Here is a 17,191-nt window from a genome sequence, read left to right on the forward strand (position 1 = left end):
AACCACACGGGAGCAAGGTGTTTCCATGAGCAGCGTATCCATGCCGCGGGACGTCGCGGCCGGCGGAGAGAACACCCGCCTCATCATCCTGATCAGTTGCGTCGCCACCATCGGCGGCTTCCTGTTCGGGTTCGACAGCGGCGTCATCAACGGCACCGTCGACGGCCTCAAGCAGACGTTCCAGTCCAGCTCCGCCGGCACCGGCTTCGAGGTCGCCTCGATGCTGCTGGGCTGCGCGATCGGCGCGTTCTTCGCAGGGCGGTTGGCCGACCTGTGGGGCCGGCGCACGGTGCTGATCGTCTCGGCGGTGCTGTTCCTGCTCTCGGCGATCGGCGCGGGCATGGCGAACACCTCGCTGCTCTTCATCGTCGCGCGCATGCTCGGCGGCTTCGCGGTGGGCGCGGCCAGCGTGATGTCGCCTGCCTACATCGCCGAAGTGGCTTCGGCGCGGTACCGCGGCCGGCTGGCGACGGTGCAGCAGATCGCCATCATCAGCGGCCTGTTCAGTGCCTTCCTCAGCAACTACCTGCTGGCCAAGGCGGCGGGCGCGTCCACCGAATCGCTGTGGCTGGGCCACGCCGCGTGGCGGTGGATGTTCTGGATGCAGGCGTTCCCGTCCGCGCTGTTCCTGCTGCTGCTGTTGTTCATCCCGGAAAGCCCGCGCTACCTCGTGGTGAAGGGGCGCAAGGACGACGCGCTGCGCGTGCTCACCCGGCTGTACGGCGCGGCCGAGGCGCGGACCAAGCTGGCCGAGATCGACGCCTCGCTGTCGCGGCACCACCACCGGCCGCGCCTGTCCGACCTGATCAACAGGGCCACCGGCAGGCTGCGCCCGATCGTGTGGGTGGGCATCGGACTGGCCACGTTCCAGCAGCTGGTCGGCATCAACGTGGTGTTCTACTACGGCGCGGTGCTGTGGCAGGCCGTGGGCTTCTCCGAGAACGACGCGTTGCTGATCAACGTGCTGTCCGGCGGCCTGAGCATCGGCGCCTGCCTGGTCACCGTGCTGCTGATCGACCGCGTCGGCCGCAAGCCGCTGCTGTGGATCGGCTCGGCGGGCATGGCGGTGAGCCTGGCCCTGGTGACCTGGGCCTTCGCCAGCGCCAGCCTCGATGCGACCGGCAAGCTCGCGCTGTCCGACCAGATGGGCGTGCTCGCGCTGGTCGCGGCCAACGTCTACGTGATCTTCTTCAACGCGTCCTGGGGCCCGGTGATGTGGGTGATGCTGGGCGAGATGTTCCCGAACCAGATCCGCGGCTCGGCGCTGGCGGTGGCCGGTGCGGCGCAGTGGACTTCGAACTTCGCCATCACCATGACGTTCCCGATCCTGCTCGCCAGCATCGGCCTGGCCGGCGCCTACGGCTTCTACACCCTGGCCGCGGCGGTGTCGGTGTTCTTCGTGCTGCGCTACGTGCACGAGACCAAGGGCAAGGAGCTGGAGCAGATGCAGGGCTGAGCCGAGGGCTGCGGGACGGGAACGCTCCCGTCCTCGGCCTGCCCGGCCGCGTGTCCCCGTGGCACGTGGCCGCGGCCGCCCTTGGGGAAGGCCGCGCGCCTTCCTTTTCGCCGTCGCCGCCTGGCATGGACCGATGCCGGCCCCGGCTGGCGCAGCGATCGCTGGAACCGGCCGCCACGCCCGAGGCCGCCTGTGTTCGTTCCGCGTGCGATGCCGGCATTCGCCAGGCGTGGCGCCATCGTCCACGCACATCGCGTCGTGCTCGGCCTCGTTTGGCAGCGGCCGGCCGTAGCGGTCCGCGCGGCCTTGATCGCCATGCCTCGGCCTCGCGCCGTCGCAGTCAGCATGCTGAATCTGGCGCGCTCGTCGGACGCGGGGCCGAATTTGACTTCATCGTGACGCACTTCGCGTTTTTCTAGGCGCGCCGGTTTTCGGGTGTGAACGTCCATTGACGGCGGGCGCGACGCGGTCGCGCTTTCCGCCGCAAGGACCTTCTCGCCCACGGTGGCGGGGCGTGGATGCCCGCAGTCGAAGAAGAACAAGAAGTCAGAAGAATAAGAACACGGAGGCTGTCGGTATGACGTCGTTGTCCCGTCGTCGTTTCCTGCGCGGCGTCGCGGCGATGCCGTTGGCACTGTGGGTGGCGCGCAACGCGCGCGCCGAGGTGCCGCGGGTGCGCTACGACCTGGCCAGTCCCGCCGGGCAGGCGATGCTCGGGATCTTCGCCGACGCGGTGGGCCGGATGCGGTTGCGCGGCGAAGCCGATCCGCTGGGCTGGACCTGGCAGTGGTACACCCATTTCGTCAACGGCGCGACCACCAAGGCCGACGAGATCGCGCGCATCTTCGGTTCCGCCACGACGCCCCTGGGGGCGCTGGCCAGCGAGACCTGGAACACCTGCCAGTCGCACGCGGGGCAGAACGCGGCGCACTTCCTGCCCTGGCACCGGATGTTCGTGTTCTTCTTCGAGCAGATCGTGCGCGAGGTCTCGGGGCGCGCGGACTTCACCCTGCCGTACTGGAACTACACCTCGTACGACCCGGCGCAGCGCGGCGTCGTGCCGGCGCCGTTCCGCATGTCCGGCGACCCGCTGTTCGGCTCGCTGTACCGCGCCGAGCGCACCAGCCTGGCGAACGCGGGCCAGCCGATCCACATGAACCAGCCCGGCGACGCGATGGACGTCGCCCCGGCGATGGCCTGCACGAACTACAACACCGTCAACAGCGTGCCGGGCTTCTGCCGTTCGATCGACTCGGGCATCCACAGCCGCATCCACGTGCTGGTCGGCAACGGCCGCAACATGGGCGCGGTGCCGTACGCCGCCAACGATCCGCTGTTCTGGGTGCATCACGTCAACATCGACCGGTTGTGGGCGAGCTGGAACCGCAACGGCGGTCCAAACCCGACCACCGGCACCTGGCTGACGCGCGAGTTCGCGTTCGTGGACGGCAAGGGCCAGCGCGTGACCGGGCGGCTGAAGGACTTCTTCGACATCGACGCGCTCGGCTATACCTACGACAAATGGGTGGCGCCGGACGGCACCGAAACCGCGCTGCCGCCGGCGCAGGCCCGCGCGCTGCTGGCGCAGCTGGCCGCGCCGGTCGGCGCCGTGGCCGAGGTGATCGCGCGCGCCATCGCTTCGGCCGAGCTCGGCGCCGCGCCGGTGCGCGTCGCGCTGTCGCCGCTGGCGGCGGTCGCGTCGACGCTGCGTGCGGCGGCCGCGGGCCTGGACCCGACGGGCGCGCGGCGCAGCTACCTCGTGGTGCGCGGCCTGCATGCGTGGAAGCAGCCGGAGGTGTTGTACCACCTGTATCTGACGCCGGGCCGCAGCGGACAGCTCGGGCCGAAGACCTACGTCGGCAACATCAATTTCTTCGACGCCGAGTTCCACGACCACGGCGGCGGCGCCTTGGGCGATGCGCTCGGCGAGAACTTCTACAGCTTCGACGTGACCGCATTGCTGCGCCGGCTGGCGCGCAGCGGCGCGCTCGGCCTCGGCACCCCGCTGGCGGTGACCTTCGTGCCCGGCGGGAAACCGGCGCCCGGCGCGAAGCCGCTGGTCGGCACGGTCGAACTGGTCTGGCAATAGAGGGAACGAGAACCGCGTCTTTCTCCGCCCGCATGACGCGAGCGGGCAGGGAAGGCGGGCCGCACCGCCCCACGCAACGACTGCGAAGACGAGCCGAGATTTGAACCGCATACAACTAGTCGCTTCCCCCTTCTACGGCGAGCCGGACTTCTCGAGGCTGGCCGACGCCGGCGCATGCGGGCGGCTCGACGCGGTGTCGCTGGCCGATCTGTTGCGCAACGGCTTCGTCTACCCGCCGTTCTCCATCTACGAGAACGTTCGCCTGGTCAGCTGCGGCTTCGACCCGGCGCAGGACATGTTCGGCGACCCGGTCTACAGGCCGCTGTTCGCGCAGAGCATGCCGCGTCCGGCACCGTCCGGCTCCGGGCGGGCACCGCAGGCGCCGGCGCGGGACTGGGCCGGCGAATACCACCGCCTGCTGCGGGATGCCGTGGCCGCGGCCAGCGAGCGCATGGCCTCGCCTTGGCTGCTGCAGAGCGGCGGCAAGGATTCGACCTCGCTGGCGATCGCGGCCAGCGAAGCGCGCCCGGATACGGTGTGCGTCACCTACCTCGGCGGGCTGGAGGAGGACGAGGTCGCCTCGGCGAGGCAAGTCGCGCAGGGGCTCGGGCTGCGCCACGAGGCGCTGGTCTGCGACCCGGGCCGCGCCTACGACCGCTATCTCGCGCTGCTGCCGCGGATGCCGTTGCTGACGGCGGACTTCGCCTTGCTGTCCTATGCGGACCTCGCCACCGAGATCGTCCGCCAGGGGGGCGACGGCGTCCTCGATGGCCTCGGCTCGGACGTGTACCTCGGCGTGCCGCCCACCTGGCACAAGCGCATGCTGCGCCTGCTCGCGCGCGGCGTGCGCCTGCCGCGCTTCGTCGACGACGCGCCTTGGCTCGGCCGCAGCTTCGAGCTGAGCTATCTGCTCGCGACGCTGCGCATGCACCCGTACGAGCGCGGCTTCCCCGGCTCGCGCTTCAGCGACACGGAAGTGGACGCGCTGTTCGGCCGCTGCGTGGCGCAGCAGTCGCGGGCGCGACTGGCGCGCTTCGCGCCGGCGATGGCCGCGGCAGGCGGCCTGACCGAACAACTGTCGATCACGCTCGACATCATGGCCTGCCCGGGCGGCATGGCCAAAGGCCTGTATACCGCCGCGGCGCTGTCGCTGCGCGTGGCCTATCCCTACTGCGACCCGCGCCTGTGGCACTGGATCACCCGCGAGGTGCCGCCCGAGCAACGCATGGACGCCCGTCGCGGCATCAACAAGGTGCTGGTGCGCGAGCACATCGCGCGCCGCTTCCCGCGCCTGCCCTACGTGCTGGCGAAGAAGGGCAGCTTCCGCTTCGACCTGCGCGGCCTGGCGCGGCAGCGCTACGACCAGGTGTACGCCTACGCCGAGCGCGTGCGCGACGTCCTGCCGGGCGCGCCCGCATGGCTGGCGCGGCATCGCAAGCGCCTGGACAACAAGTACGACGCCTCGAAGTTCTACCTGCTCGCCGTGACCCTGCCGTGGGTGGACCGGCATGCGCGCGGTTGCCGCATGGTGCCGGAGTCGGCGCGGGAAGCGAATCCGCCGCGATTGGCGGAGGAGGGCGCGCAAGGGGTCCCGGCCTGAGCCGCCGGACGGGGAATCGCGGCCTAGGACGCCAGGCACCGGCGAGGAGCGGGGTCGCGTGAGAACGGCCGAGTCATGGCCAAGCCCGGCGGCGCGCGATGACGCCGAGGGGCGCGCATGCGAGAGCGGGCGTCCAGGATCCTGACAAACCGGCGAGGCAACATCCGATCGCCCATGCCGCGCCGCGCCGCTAGGCTGCCCCCGGACACGGACCTGGAGGGCCGGATGAAGCAGGGAATCGCCTGGCTTGCGATGTTCGCGTGCGGTCTCGCCTCGGCGCAGCAGGTGCACAAGTGCGTCGGCCGCGACGGCGTGGCGAGCTACCAGAACAGCCCGTGCGCGGCGTCGCAACGGCACGTCAAGTCCTGGGATGTGCCCGCGGAACCGCAGCCGACGCTGGCGGCCGCGGGCGAAACCCATCGGCCCCGGGTGGCGGACCCGCGGCCGCGATCGCACCAGCCTCGCACGAAGCGCGCGAGAGGCGGTGCCCAGGCCCACCTGATCGCCATCGATGGCGGCGGCGTCCGCTGCGATGCCGCCAAGCGCCAGCGCGAACGCGCGATCGCCCGCGCCGGCCTGCGCCGCGACTTCGACCTGCTCAGCCGCCTCGACGAGCGAGTACGGGAGGCGTGTCGCTAGCGCGGGCAGCTGTCGCCTGATGCCGGGTTACCGCCGCGATTGATCCAGCCTCGGGGGAACTGCAGCATCATTCCAGAGACCCGGGGTAGGCGATAGGCGGCCCAGCCCACGGTGGGTGGTCCGGGTCCCGGCTTCGGCGCTGGGTGTCGCGTATCCCAGGTCTGTACGAGTGGGGAGCGGTGCTTCAGAACGTCCGAAACGGATCTTCACGCCACCGCCGGCACCCCGTTGACCACGCCGATCTCATCGGGCCAAACGGGTACACCGCGGACCACGAATGGCGGAAGCCGAACGGCCACGCCGGTTGCGCCACCCGCTGCCAAGTCGCCGCATTGTCGTCGCTGAGGGCGACCTCGTTCAGGCATGAAGTGACGAACACGGTGCCGCGCGCGGTCGTCGCGAGGTGCGGGCCGCAGCGTTGTTCCGCGAGCGGCGTGCCGAGGCCTTCGGGCCACGTGATGCCATCGTCCGAGCTTCATCGAGACGGGGCATTGCGGATCGTCGCCGTAGATTTCGAACACGAGCAGGTAGCGGCCGTCGCGCATGCGCGACATCACCGGCATGCCGGGGCGCAACTTGCCGCCGCCGGGCTCCTTGATCAGGATGGACTTCGCGCTCCAGGTCGCGCCGCCGTCGCGCGAAAGCCGCTGCGACACGACCTGGTCGTGGATCGCTAGCGCTCGACATCCGTGCATGCCGCCAGAGCCATCGGTCCAGCAGGTACGGCGCGATCCAATCGCCGTGCGGCGAGATGAGCCGAGCACCGGCCATGCGCCAGCCGCTCCACGGTCCGTGGAGCGGCGTGTGGTTGTACACGGTGCGCTGGTAGTGTTGTCGGGCGCAGGCGTTGGGACAGGGCTTGCCTTCAGGCCAGCACGGCGGGCGGGGCGTCACGGTGACCTCCTGTCGAACGGGACAGGGCATGTTGCAACGCCCATGCCGCGACCGCCGCGCCGATTGCCCATTTCGCATAATACATATTATGTAAATACGATAATGGAGTCGCTATGCCGGCACGCTGCCGCTACACCAACGCGTGTCCCCAGCATGTGCTGCCGTCAAAAGCCAGGCTTCGCCGGGTTCTTTTGCGCTGATTACATTGACGGCTCAGAACGCTTCGGGCGTGATCTTCGCTGGCCGCCGAATCACGAGGTGTAATCCACCGCGGCGGCTTCGCAAGGCATCCAGATCGAACCAGGGGTATGACAGTCGCGAGTGGGCTTGCCCCGCCTCGCGCCGGCGGGTCGCGGCTATCCGGCGACGGCGCGCCCCGGACGAGCGCGCCTTGGGCCCGTCAGTGCCGCGCTTCCAGGGTGACGCGTTCGAACCGGGTCGCGCCGACCAGCTTGATGTAATACGTGCCGGCGCGCGGTGCGGCGATGCGGACGGTCTCGTTGTTGCCGGGGCGTGCCGAGCGGTAGTCGGCGACGGCGGACGTGGGTTCGGCGGCGTGGCTGACCAGCAGCGTGACGTCGCCTGAACCGCCGTAGGTCAGGATCGTCAGGCTGCCTACGCCGGCGGGTACGTCCAGCGAGAACAGCTGTTCGCTGCCGGCGGCGCCGGCCAGGGCGGTCACCGGCGAACGGTTGGCGATCGGCGTCGCTTCGATCGGCGGTTCGCAGCCCTCGCCTTCGCACGGCGGCGCCACCGCGGCCAGTGCGGCGTAGGCGTCGAGGATGCCGGTGCCGAGCGGCGTCGACGACGGGATCGACGCGGGGAACGGCCGCGCCGTGTCCTTCAGCAGCGCTTCCATCTGCGCCGGCGTCAGCGGCGTTTCCGCGATGCTCTGCACCAGCGCCGCGACGCCGGCGACGTGCGGCGCGGCCATCGAAGTCCCGGACATGCCGCCGTAGGTCTGCTCGCCGAGTTCGGGCGCGGTCTGGCTGTCGTTGATCGCCTGCCAGACGTAGCCGTTCGGCGCGCCGTCCATCGCGCCGCCGCCGCCCGGCGCGGACAGGTCGACCACGCGGCCGTAGCTCGAATAGCCGGCCTTGCCGCCGTTGTAGCGGGTGGCGCCGACCGCGACCACGTGGGCGCAGCCGGCCGGGCTGAACTGCGAGGCGTCGGCGTTGTCGTTGCCGGCGGCGACCACCACGGTGGCGCCGTTGGCCACGGCCTGGTCGATCGCGCGCTGGAACTCCGAGTCGGCCGTGCACACGCCGGCGCCGCCGAGGCTCAGGTTGATCACTTCGGCCGGATCCGGGTTGGCCGGCACGCCTTCGACCGTGCCGCCCGAAGCCCAGACGATCGCGTCGGCGATGTCGGACTCGTAGCCGCCGCAGCGGCCGAGCACGCGCACCGGCAGCACCTTGGCGCCGTGCGCGACGCCGGCCATGCCCAGGCCGTTGCCGGTCAGCTCGGCGACGGTGCCGGCGACGTGGGTGCCGTGGAAGCTGCTGGGGCGCACGCCGCATTGCGCCGGATCGTCGTTCCAGTCGCCGTAATCGTGGGCGCCGGGCACGCGCTCGGCGGTATCGCGGCGCGATACGAACGGGTCGGTGATGAAGTCGTAGCCTTCGAGGACGTTGGCGTTCAGATCGTCGTGCTCGACGATGCCGGTGTCGAGCACCGCCACCACCACGCCCTCGCCCGTCGCCGCGTTCCAGGCCGAGGGCGCGCCGATGCCGCCGGTGGGATGGTGCAGATGCCACTGGTAGTTCGCGTAGTACGGGTCGTCCGGCGCCAGCCTCGGCGCGGCGGCCCCGGCCCCGCGCGGCGCCGGCAGGCCGGTGTGCTGCATGCGCCGGTCCGGGGCGACGTACGCGATCGCCGGATCGCTCTTCAACGCGCGGACCAGCGCCGCGGTTTCGGCGCGGTCGAGCCGGCGCGGCAGGCGGACCACCTCGCCGCCGCTGGCGGTGCGGCGCAGGTGGCGCACGCCGGCCGAATGCGGCGTGGCGATGCCGATGCGGCCCAGCGCGGCCTGCACCGCGCCCTGCGCGGCGCTCGCCGCGGCGCGGCGGTCGGCGCGCAGCGTGGCGGCGCGGTAGCGGACGATCAGCCGATCGGCGCCGCCGTCCTGCGCGGCCTTGGCCGGCGCGCCCATCATCGGGCGCGGCGCGGGTTGTACGGCGAACGCGGCCGGCGCCGCCAGGGCCAGGAACAGGGCGCCGCACAGCAGGCGTCGGCGCGGAGCGGAAAAAGCGGACTTGCGCATGGGACTCTCCGGAAGCGGCCGCGTTGCGCCGGAAGCGATGCGGCTCGAGGGGTGGCGAAAAGGGAAAGCGGGAAAAAGAAGGCCGTCCCTGGCCGGAGCGGCGGACTACCAGCCGAAGCCCAGGCCGACGCCGGCCGAGCTGTCGTCGCTGCTGAAGGCGCCACCGATCGTCAAAGTGGCGCGATCGCTGAAAGCGCGCTGGTAGCCGACCGACAGCGCCTGTTCGCTGCCGGAGAAACCCACGCCGACGCCGACGCGATTGGCGGTGCGCACGCCGGCGGCGCTGGTGGCCATGTTGAGCATCGCGGCGTTCATCGCGCCGAGGCGGTCGATGCGGCGGTCCTGCTCGTCGAAGCGGCGCCCGACCAGGTCGCGCAATTCGTCCACCGCCGCCATCGGCGCGGCCAGCGCCTCGTTGAAGCGGGCGTCGGTGTAGGCCTTGGACTGGCTCAGCGTGCGCGCGTCGCCCTCGTTGACCTGGCGCACGTTGGCCGCATCGGTGTCCTGGGTGCCGGCGGCGACGTTGGCGATCTGCCGCTCGCGCCCGGCGGAGCCGACCGACACGGTGTCGGCGCGATCGGCTACGGAGCCCTGCCCCAGCGCCACGGCGCCGGTGGCGTTTCCGGCCACGCGCGCGCCCTGCCCCAGCGCGGTGCCGGACGCGGCCTGCACGGTGCTGCCCTCGCCCACCGCGACCGCATTCGTCGCGCCCGCGGCGATGTGGCTGTTGGCGCCGACCGCGGTGCTGCCGTCGGCGTGGACGCGGGCGTTGCCGCCGATCGCGGTGTCGCCGGGGCCGGCGGCGAGCGTGCCACGACCGACCGCCACGCCATCGGTCCCGTTCGCGGCGGCGCCGGCGCCGACCGCGACCGCGCCCGAGCCGGCGCCGACCTGGGCGTCGTCGCTGCCGTCGCCATTGCCGTCCACGGCGACGTAGCCGCCGTGCCCGGTGCCGCTTCCCGGCGGATTGTTCGGCCCCTGTGCGTCCTCGAGCCAAGCCAGGCGGCTGTCGAGGGCGGACCAGCCGCGGTCCAGCGCGGCCAGCGCATCGCCGACGCTGCCGTAGGCATCGCCGAGCACCCGGTAGTTCGGCGCGACCAGGCCGCCCGACGCGTCCACCGCGGCGCCGCCGCCGAACAGCGCGGCGACCTCGCGCCGGGCGGCGAACAGCTGCGCGCCGTTGACCGCATCCTTGCTGTCGGCGGCAACCGCGCCGGCGTTGACGTTGTGCAGCGCGGCGCCGTCGCCGGCGAAGGTGACGCTGTCCTGGCCGGCGTCGTCGTAGCTGACCGCGCGCAGCGCGTGGCCGTTCTCGTCGACCAGGCCGGCCTCGCGCAGCTGCCGGACGTTCACCGCGTCGGTGTCGGCGGTGCCGGCGGCGACGTTCGCGATCTGGCGTTCGCGCCCCTCGGACCCGACCGACACCGCATTGGCGCGATCGGCCACCGAACCCGCGCCCAACGCGACGCTGTTGGCGGCGCCGGCGATGCTGCCGGCGCCGAGCGCGGTGGCGTTCGTCGCCGAGGCGCGCGCGGCGTCGCCGAACGCGCCCGCGCCGATCGCCGAAGCACGGCTGCCGGCGCCGAAGGCCGCGCTGCCGTCCGCGGTGGCGCTGCTGCCGTAGCCGGTCGCGGTGGCGTATTCGCCGTCCGCCAGCGCGTTGCCGCCCATCGCGGTCGCGCCCGCGCCCTGCGCGCGGCTGCGCGCGCCGGCGGCCACGGCGTAGTCGCCGGCGATCTGCGCCTCGTCGCCGTCCGCGCCGTCCGCCTTGAAGTAGCGGTTGGCGCCGGCGGCCGAGTCGGCGACTTCCTTCAGCTGTGCGAGATTGACCGCGTCGGTGTCCTCGGTGCCGGCGGCGACATTGGTGATCTGCCGGCTCAATCCGCGCGCGGTCGAGCCGACCGAGACCGTGTTGTCGCGCTCGGCGTCGGACGATGCGCCGAGCGCGACGCTGTTGGCGCCCGAGGCCCAGGCGCCGATGCCCAGCGCGGTCGCGAACCGGCCGTGGCTCACCGCCAAGTTGCCGATCGCCACGCTGCCTTCGCCGGTGGCGAACGAGGACGCGCCGATGCTCACCGACACCTGGCCCTGCGCCTGGCTGCCGACGCCCACCGCGATGGCGTTGTTCTCCGAGGCCGAGCTGCCGAAGCCGACGGCCGTGGCGTAGTCAGCCGCGCGGCTGTTGCGGCCGAGCGCGACGCTGCTCTTGCCGATCGCGCTGCCGCCGAGCGCGGTGGCCATTTCGCCGCCGGCGTAAGCCGAGCTGCCGACCGCGATCGCGGCGTACTCCAGCGCTTGCGCGCCGGCGCCGATCGCGGTGCTCTCGGTGCCGGCGGCCAGCGTCTGCTGCATGATCTGTTCGCCGGTGTGGCCGTCCCAGATCAGGGCGTAGCCGCCCACGGCGGTGGCGCTGCCGCCGGAGGCCTCGCTGCCGCTGCCGTAGGCGGCGTCGTAGCTGCCCGAGGCGACGGCATTGAAGCCGGCCGCCGTGGCGTATTCGCCGAGCGCGAACGCGCCGCTGCCGAAGGCGCTGGCGGCCTGGCCCAGCGCCGTCGCGCCGGAGCCGGCCGCGGTGGCGAAGTCGGCGTCGGCCAGCGCCTCCTGGTCGTTGTCGGCGTCGCCGCGCGCGTCCAGATAGCGCACGCTGCCGGTGGCCTTGCGCAGCTGGGCGACGTTGACCGCGTCGTAGTCTTCAGTGCCGGCGGCGACGTTGGTGATCTGGCGCTGGAACGGCGCGATCTCGTTGCCGGCGCTGTCGTACACGGTATGGGCGCTGCCGACCGACACGCTGTCGGCGCGGTCGGCGACGGAGTACGCGCCGAGCGCGACGGCGTTGCCGGCCAGCACGTCGGTCTGCGCGCCGAGCGCGGTGCCGCCCTGCACGCGCGCCTTGGCCTGGCGGCCGAACGCGCTGCTGTCGAGCCCGTCGGTGCCGGCCCATTGCCCGACCACGGTGTTCGCCTCGGCGTAGGCGACCGCGTCCGCGCCGAGGACCACGCTGCGCGCCGCATCGGCCTGCGCCTTGGTGCCGATCGCCACGCTGCGGTCGCCGTCGGCGTGCGCCTGCACGCCCATCGCGACGCTGCGGTAGGCGGAGGCGCGGCTGGTCGCGCCGATCGCGATCGCGCCGTCGGCGGAGGCGGCGGCGACGGCGCCGATCGCCACCGCGCCGTATTCGGTCGCGGCCGCGGCCACGCCGATCGCGGTGCTCTCCTGGCCGGAGGCGATGGTCGACCAGGTCTGCTCCTCCTGCGTCTCCCAGTCGAACACCGTCATCTGTCCGCCGATCGCGGTGGCGCTCTGCCCGGAGGCCTCGCTGCCGACGCCGTAGGCGGCGCTCCAGTCGCCCGAGGCGGTGGCGTTGAAGCCGCCGGCCGTGGCGTACCGGCCGAGCGCGAACGCGCCGCTGCCGAAGGCGCTGGCGCCGAGGTTGCCGGCGAAGGCCGACTCGCCCAGCGCGGTCGCGTACTCGCCGTCCACCCCCGCCTCGCCGCCGCCGCCGTCGGCGGCCCCGCTGGCGGCGAGGAAGCGCGTGTCCTCGGTCGCCGCCTGCAACTGGCGCAGGTTGACCGCGTCGGTGGCCTCGCTTCCGTCGGCGACGTTGGCGATCGGGCGTTCGTTGCCGGGCGCGCCGACCGAGACGGTGTTGGCGCGGTCGGCGACCGAGTATGAACCGATCGCGACGCTGTGCTCGGCCGTGGCCGCGCTGTTGCCGCCGAGCGCGGTGGCGAACCAGCCGCTCGCTTCGCTGCCGGAACCGAGGGCGGTGGCGCCGGTCTGCACCGCCGCGGCATAGGCGCCGACGGCGAGGCCGCCCTCGCCATCGGCGTAGCTGTTGCTGCCGATCGCGCTGCTGAGGACGCCCACCGCCGCGCTGGCGGCGCCGAGCGCGGTCGCGGCCTCGTCGTCGGCGACCGCGATCAGGCCCAACGCGGTGCCGGCCCGGCCGCTGGCGGACGCGCCGGCGCCGAACGCGCTGGCGTTCTCGCCGCCGGCCTGTGCATCCGGCCCGACCGCGGTGGCGAAGTCGCCCGCGCCTTTGGCGCCCGCGCCCACGGCGACCGCATGGCCGCCGCTGGCCTCGGTCCGGGCCCAGCCGGCGAAGGTGTTGTACTGGCCGCCGATCGCCACCGCCGACGGGCCGCCGGCCCCTGCCCCGGCGCCGACCGCCACGCCGCCGAGCGCGTCGGCGTGCGCGGCGCGGCCGAGCGCCAGCGCGTACTCGCCGGCGGTCGCGGCCTGCGCGCCGATCGCGATCGCGCCGAATTGGGCGGCGGCGCTCCGCGCACCGACGGCCACCGCGTCCTCGCCTTCGGCCCGGCTCGCGGCGCCGACCGCGACCGCGTACGCCCCGCTGGCGACCGCGTCGTCGCTGCCGTCGCCGGCGCCGTCGGCCTGTACGTAGCGGGAGCCCTCGGCCGCTTGGGTGCCCGCCGCGGGCGTCGCGTCCGCGCCCGGTGGGCAGTCGGCGTCCGGCGCGGCCGGTTCCAGGCAGGCGGGGTCCGCGTCCGCGGCGGCATGCATGGGGGCGTCGTCGCGCGGTTCGGCGGTGCCGGCGACGGCGGGCGCGGACAACAGCAGCAGCAACGCGGCGTACAGCGGCGTACGGTTCATCTCGGAGCGCTCTCCAGGAAAATGGGTCGGGGCGGAGGCACGGCGCCGCCGCCTCGGGTGAGGACGGTTGTTCCACGTCCGGCCCGCGGCCGCATTCCTGGTTCGTTACGACTTCGCTACGGTCGTATTGCGCTTTGGCGTCAACGGCTTGCGTGCGCCGTTGCGGCGCTGGCGATGCCTTCCAGGGCGAGGTCGGCGGGGATCGCCCGCTCCCCCGCGAGCCGTCGCACCTGCTCGAGCGCGGCCCGCCAGGCCGCTCCCCCGCCCTGCCCGGTCTGTCGCAGCAGGCGCAATTGCAGCAACGCCAGGGGGAAGTCGCGTTCCGCCCAGGGCGCCACCCGGCCGACCAGCGCCCCGGCTTCGTCCGCGCGCCCGGCCTGCAGCAGCCACAAGGCATAGGCGGCGACGGCCTCGGCGATGTCCGCCGGCACCCCGCTCTGCTCGGCGCGGGCCAGGGCGGTGCGGAAGTCGCGGTCGGCCGCGGCGACGGCATGCGCCCCGTGCCCGAGCGCCCGAGCCAGCAGGTCCGGCAGGGTGTCGCCGGCGGCCTGGGCGGGCGGCCGCGGCAGGTCCGCGGCCAGCGCCGCCTGCAGCCAGCGCAACCGGGTCCAGGCCCGCAGCTGCGGCGCCTCCTCGGCCGGCCAGCCTTGCAGCGCGTGCTCGGCCAGCAGCGCGGCGGACCGGGCGTCGCCCCCGCTCCAGGCCAGTTGCATCAGCAGGAACTCGCGACGCCGCCCCTCCCCCGGCACCGGCTGCGCGGCCTCCGGGGCCAGCAACAGGTCGCGCGCCTCGCGCAGCCGGCCCACGGCGATCAGCGCCTCGGCGTGGCCGAGGACGGCGCGGGTGCGCGCCGCCGGGTCGCGCAGGCGTTCGCGCAGGGCGTAGAGGCGTTCGCTCTCGGCCAGCGCGGCCTGGTTCTCGAGCAGGAGCAACTGCGCGCCGACCAGCATCGACCGCGCGCCGGCCAGCTCGTTGACCGCGCCCAGCCTCTCGAAGTCCTCGGCCGCGGCGCGGAAGTAGCCGAGCGCGGCCGCGGGGCGATCCCGATCCATCTCGACGTTGCCGAGGTTGGCATCGACCCGCGCCACGGCCAGGCGGTCGCCGGCGCGCAGCAGGTGCATGCGCGCCAGGCCCAGGTCGATCAGCGCCCGGTCGAAGCGCCCTTGGGCGGTGTGGGTGATGGCGCGGCCGTTCAAGGCGTGCCCCCACTCGCTGGCGTAGGGGCTGCCCTGCAGCCGCCGCACCGCCTCGTCGAAGCTGCGCTCGGCGTCGGCGAAGCGGTTCAGGCGCACCAGCATCGCCCCGCGCGCATTGAGCAGGCGGCCGTGGAACAGCGGGTCCTGGCGGCTGCGCGGGTCGGCGAGCAGCGCGTCGACCGCGGCGAGCCCGCGGGCGAACTCGCCGGCGCGGAAGTCCACCTGCGCCAGGCGGTAACGCAGTTGCGGCTGGTTGCGCTGCAGCTCCGGCGCTTCGCTGAGGATGCGGCGGGCGGTGTCGAGTTCGTTGGCGAGCATCGCCGACTGCGCGCGCAGCAGGCGTTCGGCCAGCCCCGGCGGTTCGCTGCCGCCCGCGGGGAGCTCCCGGCCGAGCGCCGCCAGCAGCCGGTCGGTCGCCAGCCGCGCGGCGTCGACCAGATTCGCGTGCCGGGCTTCGCCGCGGCGCGCCAGGCGTTCCCGGTCCAGCACCTCTAGGCTCACCTGCCACTGCCCCTGCGCGTACGTCGCCCAGCCGGTGACCTGGCCGGGCGGCTGCCGCACGCGTGCGGTCAGGGCGTCCTGCCGCGCGAGCGAACTGAGGGTGGCCTCGCTCGACAGCACCGGCAACCCGGCGCGGCGCAGGCGGTCGGCGATCAATTCCATCAGCCCCAGCCGCGCCCAGGCGATGTCGCCGGGGCCGTGCGCCTGCACCGGCAGCACCATGTAGTTTTCGCCCGCGGCCTCGCCCGGGGCGGAAATGCGCGCCAGGGTCCAGGCCAGCGAGCCGGCCAGCAACCCGGCCAGGCCCACCGCCAGCAGCAACCATGGCGGGAAACGCCGCGACGCGCGTGGGGCCGGTGCGGCGGGCATCGCGCTCGCCACCGCAGGCGCCTCGGCCGGGGTCTCGGCCGCGCGGAACGAGGGCGTTTCCGGGGCGGCCGGTTCGTCCGCGTCCTCCACCGTCACCGGCGCCACCCAGGAGAAGCCGTAGCGCGGGATCGTGCGGATCGCGCGCTGTTCCTGGCCGTCGTCGCCGATGGTGCGGCGCGCGCGCAGCACGATCTGCCCCATCTGCGCATCCGAGACGTCGGCGCGGCCGAACACCGCTTGCACCAATTGGTCGCGGTGCACCGCACGGTCGCGATGCTCGATCAGGTAGGTCAGGCATTCGAACACCCGCGCCGGCAAGGCCACGGGCTGGCCGTCCCGCTGCAGTTCGCGCTTGGCGAGGTCGAGGCTGTAGGCGCCGAAGCGGTAACGGACGTGCTTCATGTCCGGGCGGGGCGCGGTCTTCGGCTCCTTGCCCGGTGGTCGGGATCGTCCCCGCGCGGCCCGGCGCGCCTGCATTCGTTACGGAAGGGGACGGGTGCGGCCAACGACGTCATCTCGTGATGGGTGATGCCCTGCCGGTCGATTCTACGTCGGATTTCCGCGGCGCCAGAAGGCGCCTGGGGAAACGGCAGACTCGGGCAAGGTCCGCGACCGCGGCTCGCTCCCTCCGCGAAGGCCGCTGCCCGGATGCGCCATGCGCCGGCGGCGCCGTTCAATGCGAGAACAGCACCGGCAGATGGGCGAACTCGAGCAGGTCCCGCGTCACCCCGCCCCACGCCCATTCGCGCAGGCGCGAATGGCCGTAGCCGCCGCTGACCAGCAGGTCGGCGTCGGATTCGCGGCAGTGGCCGAGGATCGCGGCGCCGACCGTCTCGCCGCCGCGCGGCCGCACCACGCTGCGGACGCGCAGGCCGTGCCGGCCCAGGTGGGCGGCGAGATCGGCGTCGGCATGGACCTCGGCCTCCGGTTCCAAGGCCGCGGCCTGGTCGTCGCGGATCTCCAGCAGGTCGACGGTCTCCGCCCGCCGCAGCAACGGCAGCGCATCGTGCGCGGCCCGCGCCGCCTCGCGCGCCGGGCGCCAGGCGACCACCGCGTGGCGCCAGCCGCTCTGCGGCGCCGCGCGCGGCGGCACCACCAGCACCGGCCGGCCCGAGTCCAGCAGCAGCGCGCCGAAATAGCCGCGGATCACCGCCGCCTCGCCCGGCTCGTCGGCGCCGGTCAGCACGGCGATGTCGGCGCAGCGGGCCAGCGGCACCAGCGCGTACTGCGGCTCCAGGAACAGCGATTCCACCAGCCGCACCTCGAACGGCACGGCTTGCCGGCGAAGGCGCTCGCGCAGCCCCTCGGCGCGGCGCGCGGCGTCGGCGCGCACGTCGGCGTAGACCTGGCCCAAGGCGGTCTCGACGGTCAGCCCCCAGGGGCCGGGCGCCGGCCCCGGCAGCGCGAACGCATCGGCCACGGTCAGGCGCGCGCCGGCGTCACCGGCCAATGCCAGCGCCGTGTCCAGCGCGTTGGCGTCGCCGGCGGTGCGGGTGACTGGGACCAGCAGGTCGCGGATCATGGCTCGCCTCCTCGGTCGCCGCCGCGCCTAGTTCACCACCCCGCGCGT

8 protein-coding genes and 2 pseudogenes are annotated in these 17,191 nt (G+C 73.5%); 4 read left to right on the forward strand and 6 right to left on the reverse strand.

What is annotated here, in order from left to right; genetic code table 11:
* Positions 1-25: 25 nt before the first annotated feature.
* The 4 genes from EDC50_RS04245 to EDC50_RS04260 all read left to right on the forward strand — a co-directional run bounded on the left by EDC50_RS04245 (position 26) and on the right by EDC50_RS04260 (position 5,784).
* Positions 26-1,456: a sugar porter family MFS transporter gene (locus EDC50_RS04245; RefSeq protein ID WP_123769195.1), complete on the forward strand. Its 1,431-nt coding sequence runs from the start codon at positions 26-28 to the stop codon at positions 1,454-1,456.
* 577 nt (positions 1,457-2,033) lie between these two features.
* A complete protein-coding gene (locus EDC50_RS04250; protein WP_123769196.1) occupies positions 2,034-3,545 on the forward strand; it encodes a tyrosinase family protein in 1,512 nt (503 codons plus the stop codon).
* A 100-nt stretch (positions 3,546-3,645) separates the two neighbouring features.
* Complete coding sequence (locus EDC50_RS04255; RefSeq protein WP_123769197.1) at positions 3,646-5,145, forward strand: asparagine synthase-related protein; 1,500 nt, start codon at positions 3,646-3,648, stop codon at positions 5,143-5,145.
* A 225-nt stretch (positions 5,146-5,370) separates the two neighbouring features.
* Positions 5,371-5,784, forward strand: coding sequence for a DUF4124 domain-containing protein (locus tag EDC50_RS04260; RefSeq protein WP_158635676.1), 414 nt, complete (start codon positions 5,371-5,373; stop codon positions 5,782-5,784).
* A 206-nt stretch (positions 5,785-5,990) separates the two neighbouring features.
* Here the strand turns inward: EDC50_RS04260 and EDC50_RS04265 are convergent, their stop codons facing one another.
* The 6 genes and pseudogenes from EDC50_RS04265 to EDC50_RS04285 all read right to left on the reverse strand — a co-directional run bounded on the left by EDC50_RS04265 (position 5,991) and on the right by EDC50_RS04285 (position 17,143).
* Entirely contained in the window at positions 5,991-6,440 is a 450-nt protein-coding gene (locus EDC50_RS04265) for a hypothetical protein (protein ID WP_123769199.1), read from the reverse strand.
* Between the two features lie 638 nt (positions 6,441-7,078).
* Complete coding sequence (locus EDC50_RS04270; protein ID WP_123769200.1) at positions 7,079-8,941, reverse strand: S8 family peptidase; 1,863 nt, start codon at positions 8,939-8,941, stop codon at positions 7,079-7,081.
* Between the two features lie 105 nt (positions 8,942-9,046).
* Positions 9,047-9,814, reverse strand: a pseudogene (locus tag EDC50_RS16860) (YadA family autotransporter adhesin); the annotation flags it as partial.
* A gap of 255 nt (positions 9,815-10,069) precedes the next feature.
* Positions 10,070-13,555: pseudogene (locus EDC50_RS04275) on the reverse strand (hypothetical protein); the annotation flags it as partial.
* A gap of 140 nt (positions 13,556-13,695) precedes the next feature.
* A complete protein-coding gene (locus EDC50_RS04280) occupies positions 13,696-16,023 on the reverse strand; it encodes a winged helix-turn-helix domain-containing protein (RefSeq protein ID WP_158635677.1) in 2,328 nt (775 codons plus the stop codon).
* A gap of 271 nt (positions 16,024-16,294) precedes the next feature.
* Positions 16,295-17,143, reverse strand: a complete 849-nt coding sequence (locus tag EDC50_RS04285; RefSeq protein WP_123769203.1) for a universal stress protein — start codon at positions 17,141-17,143, stop codon at positions 16,295-16,297.
* Positions 17,144-17,191: the final 48 nt, after the last annotated feature.

The sequence above is a fragment of the Vulcaniibacterium tengchongense genome (assembly GCF_003814555.1).
Taxonomy (GTDB): Bacteria; Pseudomonadota; Gammaproteobacteria; order Xanthomonadales; family Xanthomonadaceae; genus Vulcaniibacterium; species Vulcaniibacterium tengchongense.

Excerpts from the sequence above, each read along its gene's own strand:
- EDC50_RS04280 (WP_158635677.1), bottom strand. The coding sequence starts at position 16,023 with ATGAAGCACGTCCGTTACCGCTTCGGCGCCTACAGCCTCGACCTCGCC.
- EDC50_RS04250 (WP_123769196.1), top strand. The coding sequence starts at position 2,034 with ATGACGTCGTTGTCCCGTCGTCGTTTCCTGCGCGGCGTCGCGGCGATG.
- EDC50_RS04285 (WP_123769203.1), bottom strand. The coding sequence starts at position 17,143 with ATGATCCGCGACCTGCTGGTCCCAGTCACCCGCACCGCCGGCGACGCC.
- EDC50_RS04245 (WP_123769195.1), top strand. The coding sequence starts at position 26 with ATGAGCAGCGTATCCATGCCGCGGGACGTCGCGGCCGGCGGAGAGAAC.
- EDC50_RS04270 (WP_123769200.1), bottom strand. The coding sequence starts at position 8,941 with ATGCGCAAGTCCGCTTTTTCCGCTCCGCGCCGACGCCTGCTGTGCGGC.
- EDC50_RS04260 (WP_158635676.1), top strand. The coding sequence starts at position 5,371 with ATGAAGCAGGGAATCGCCTGGCTTGCGATGTTCGCGTGCGGTCTCGCC.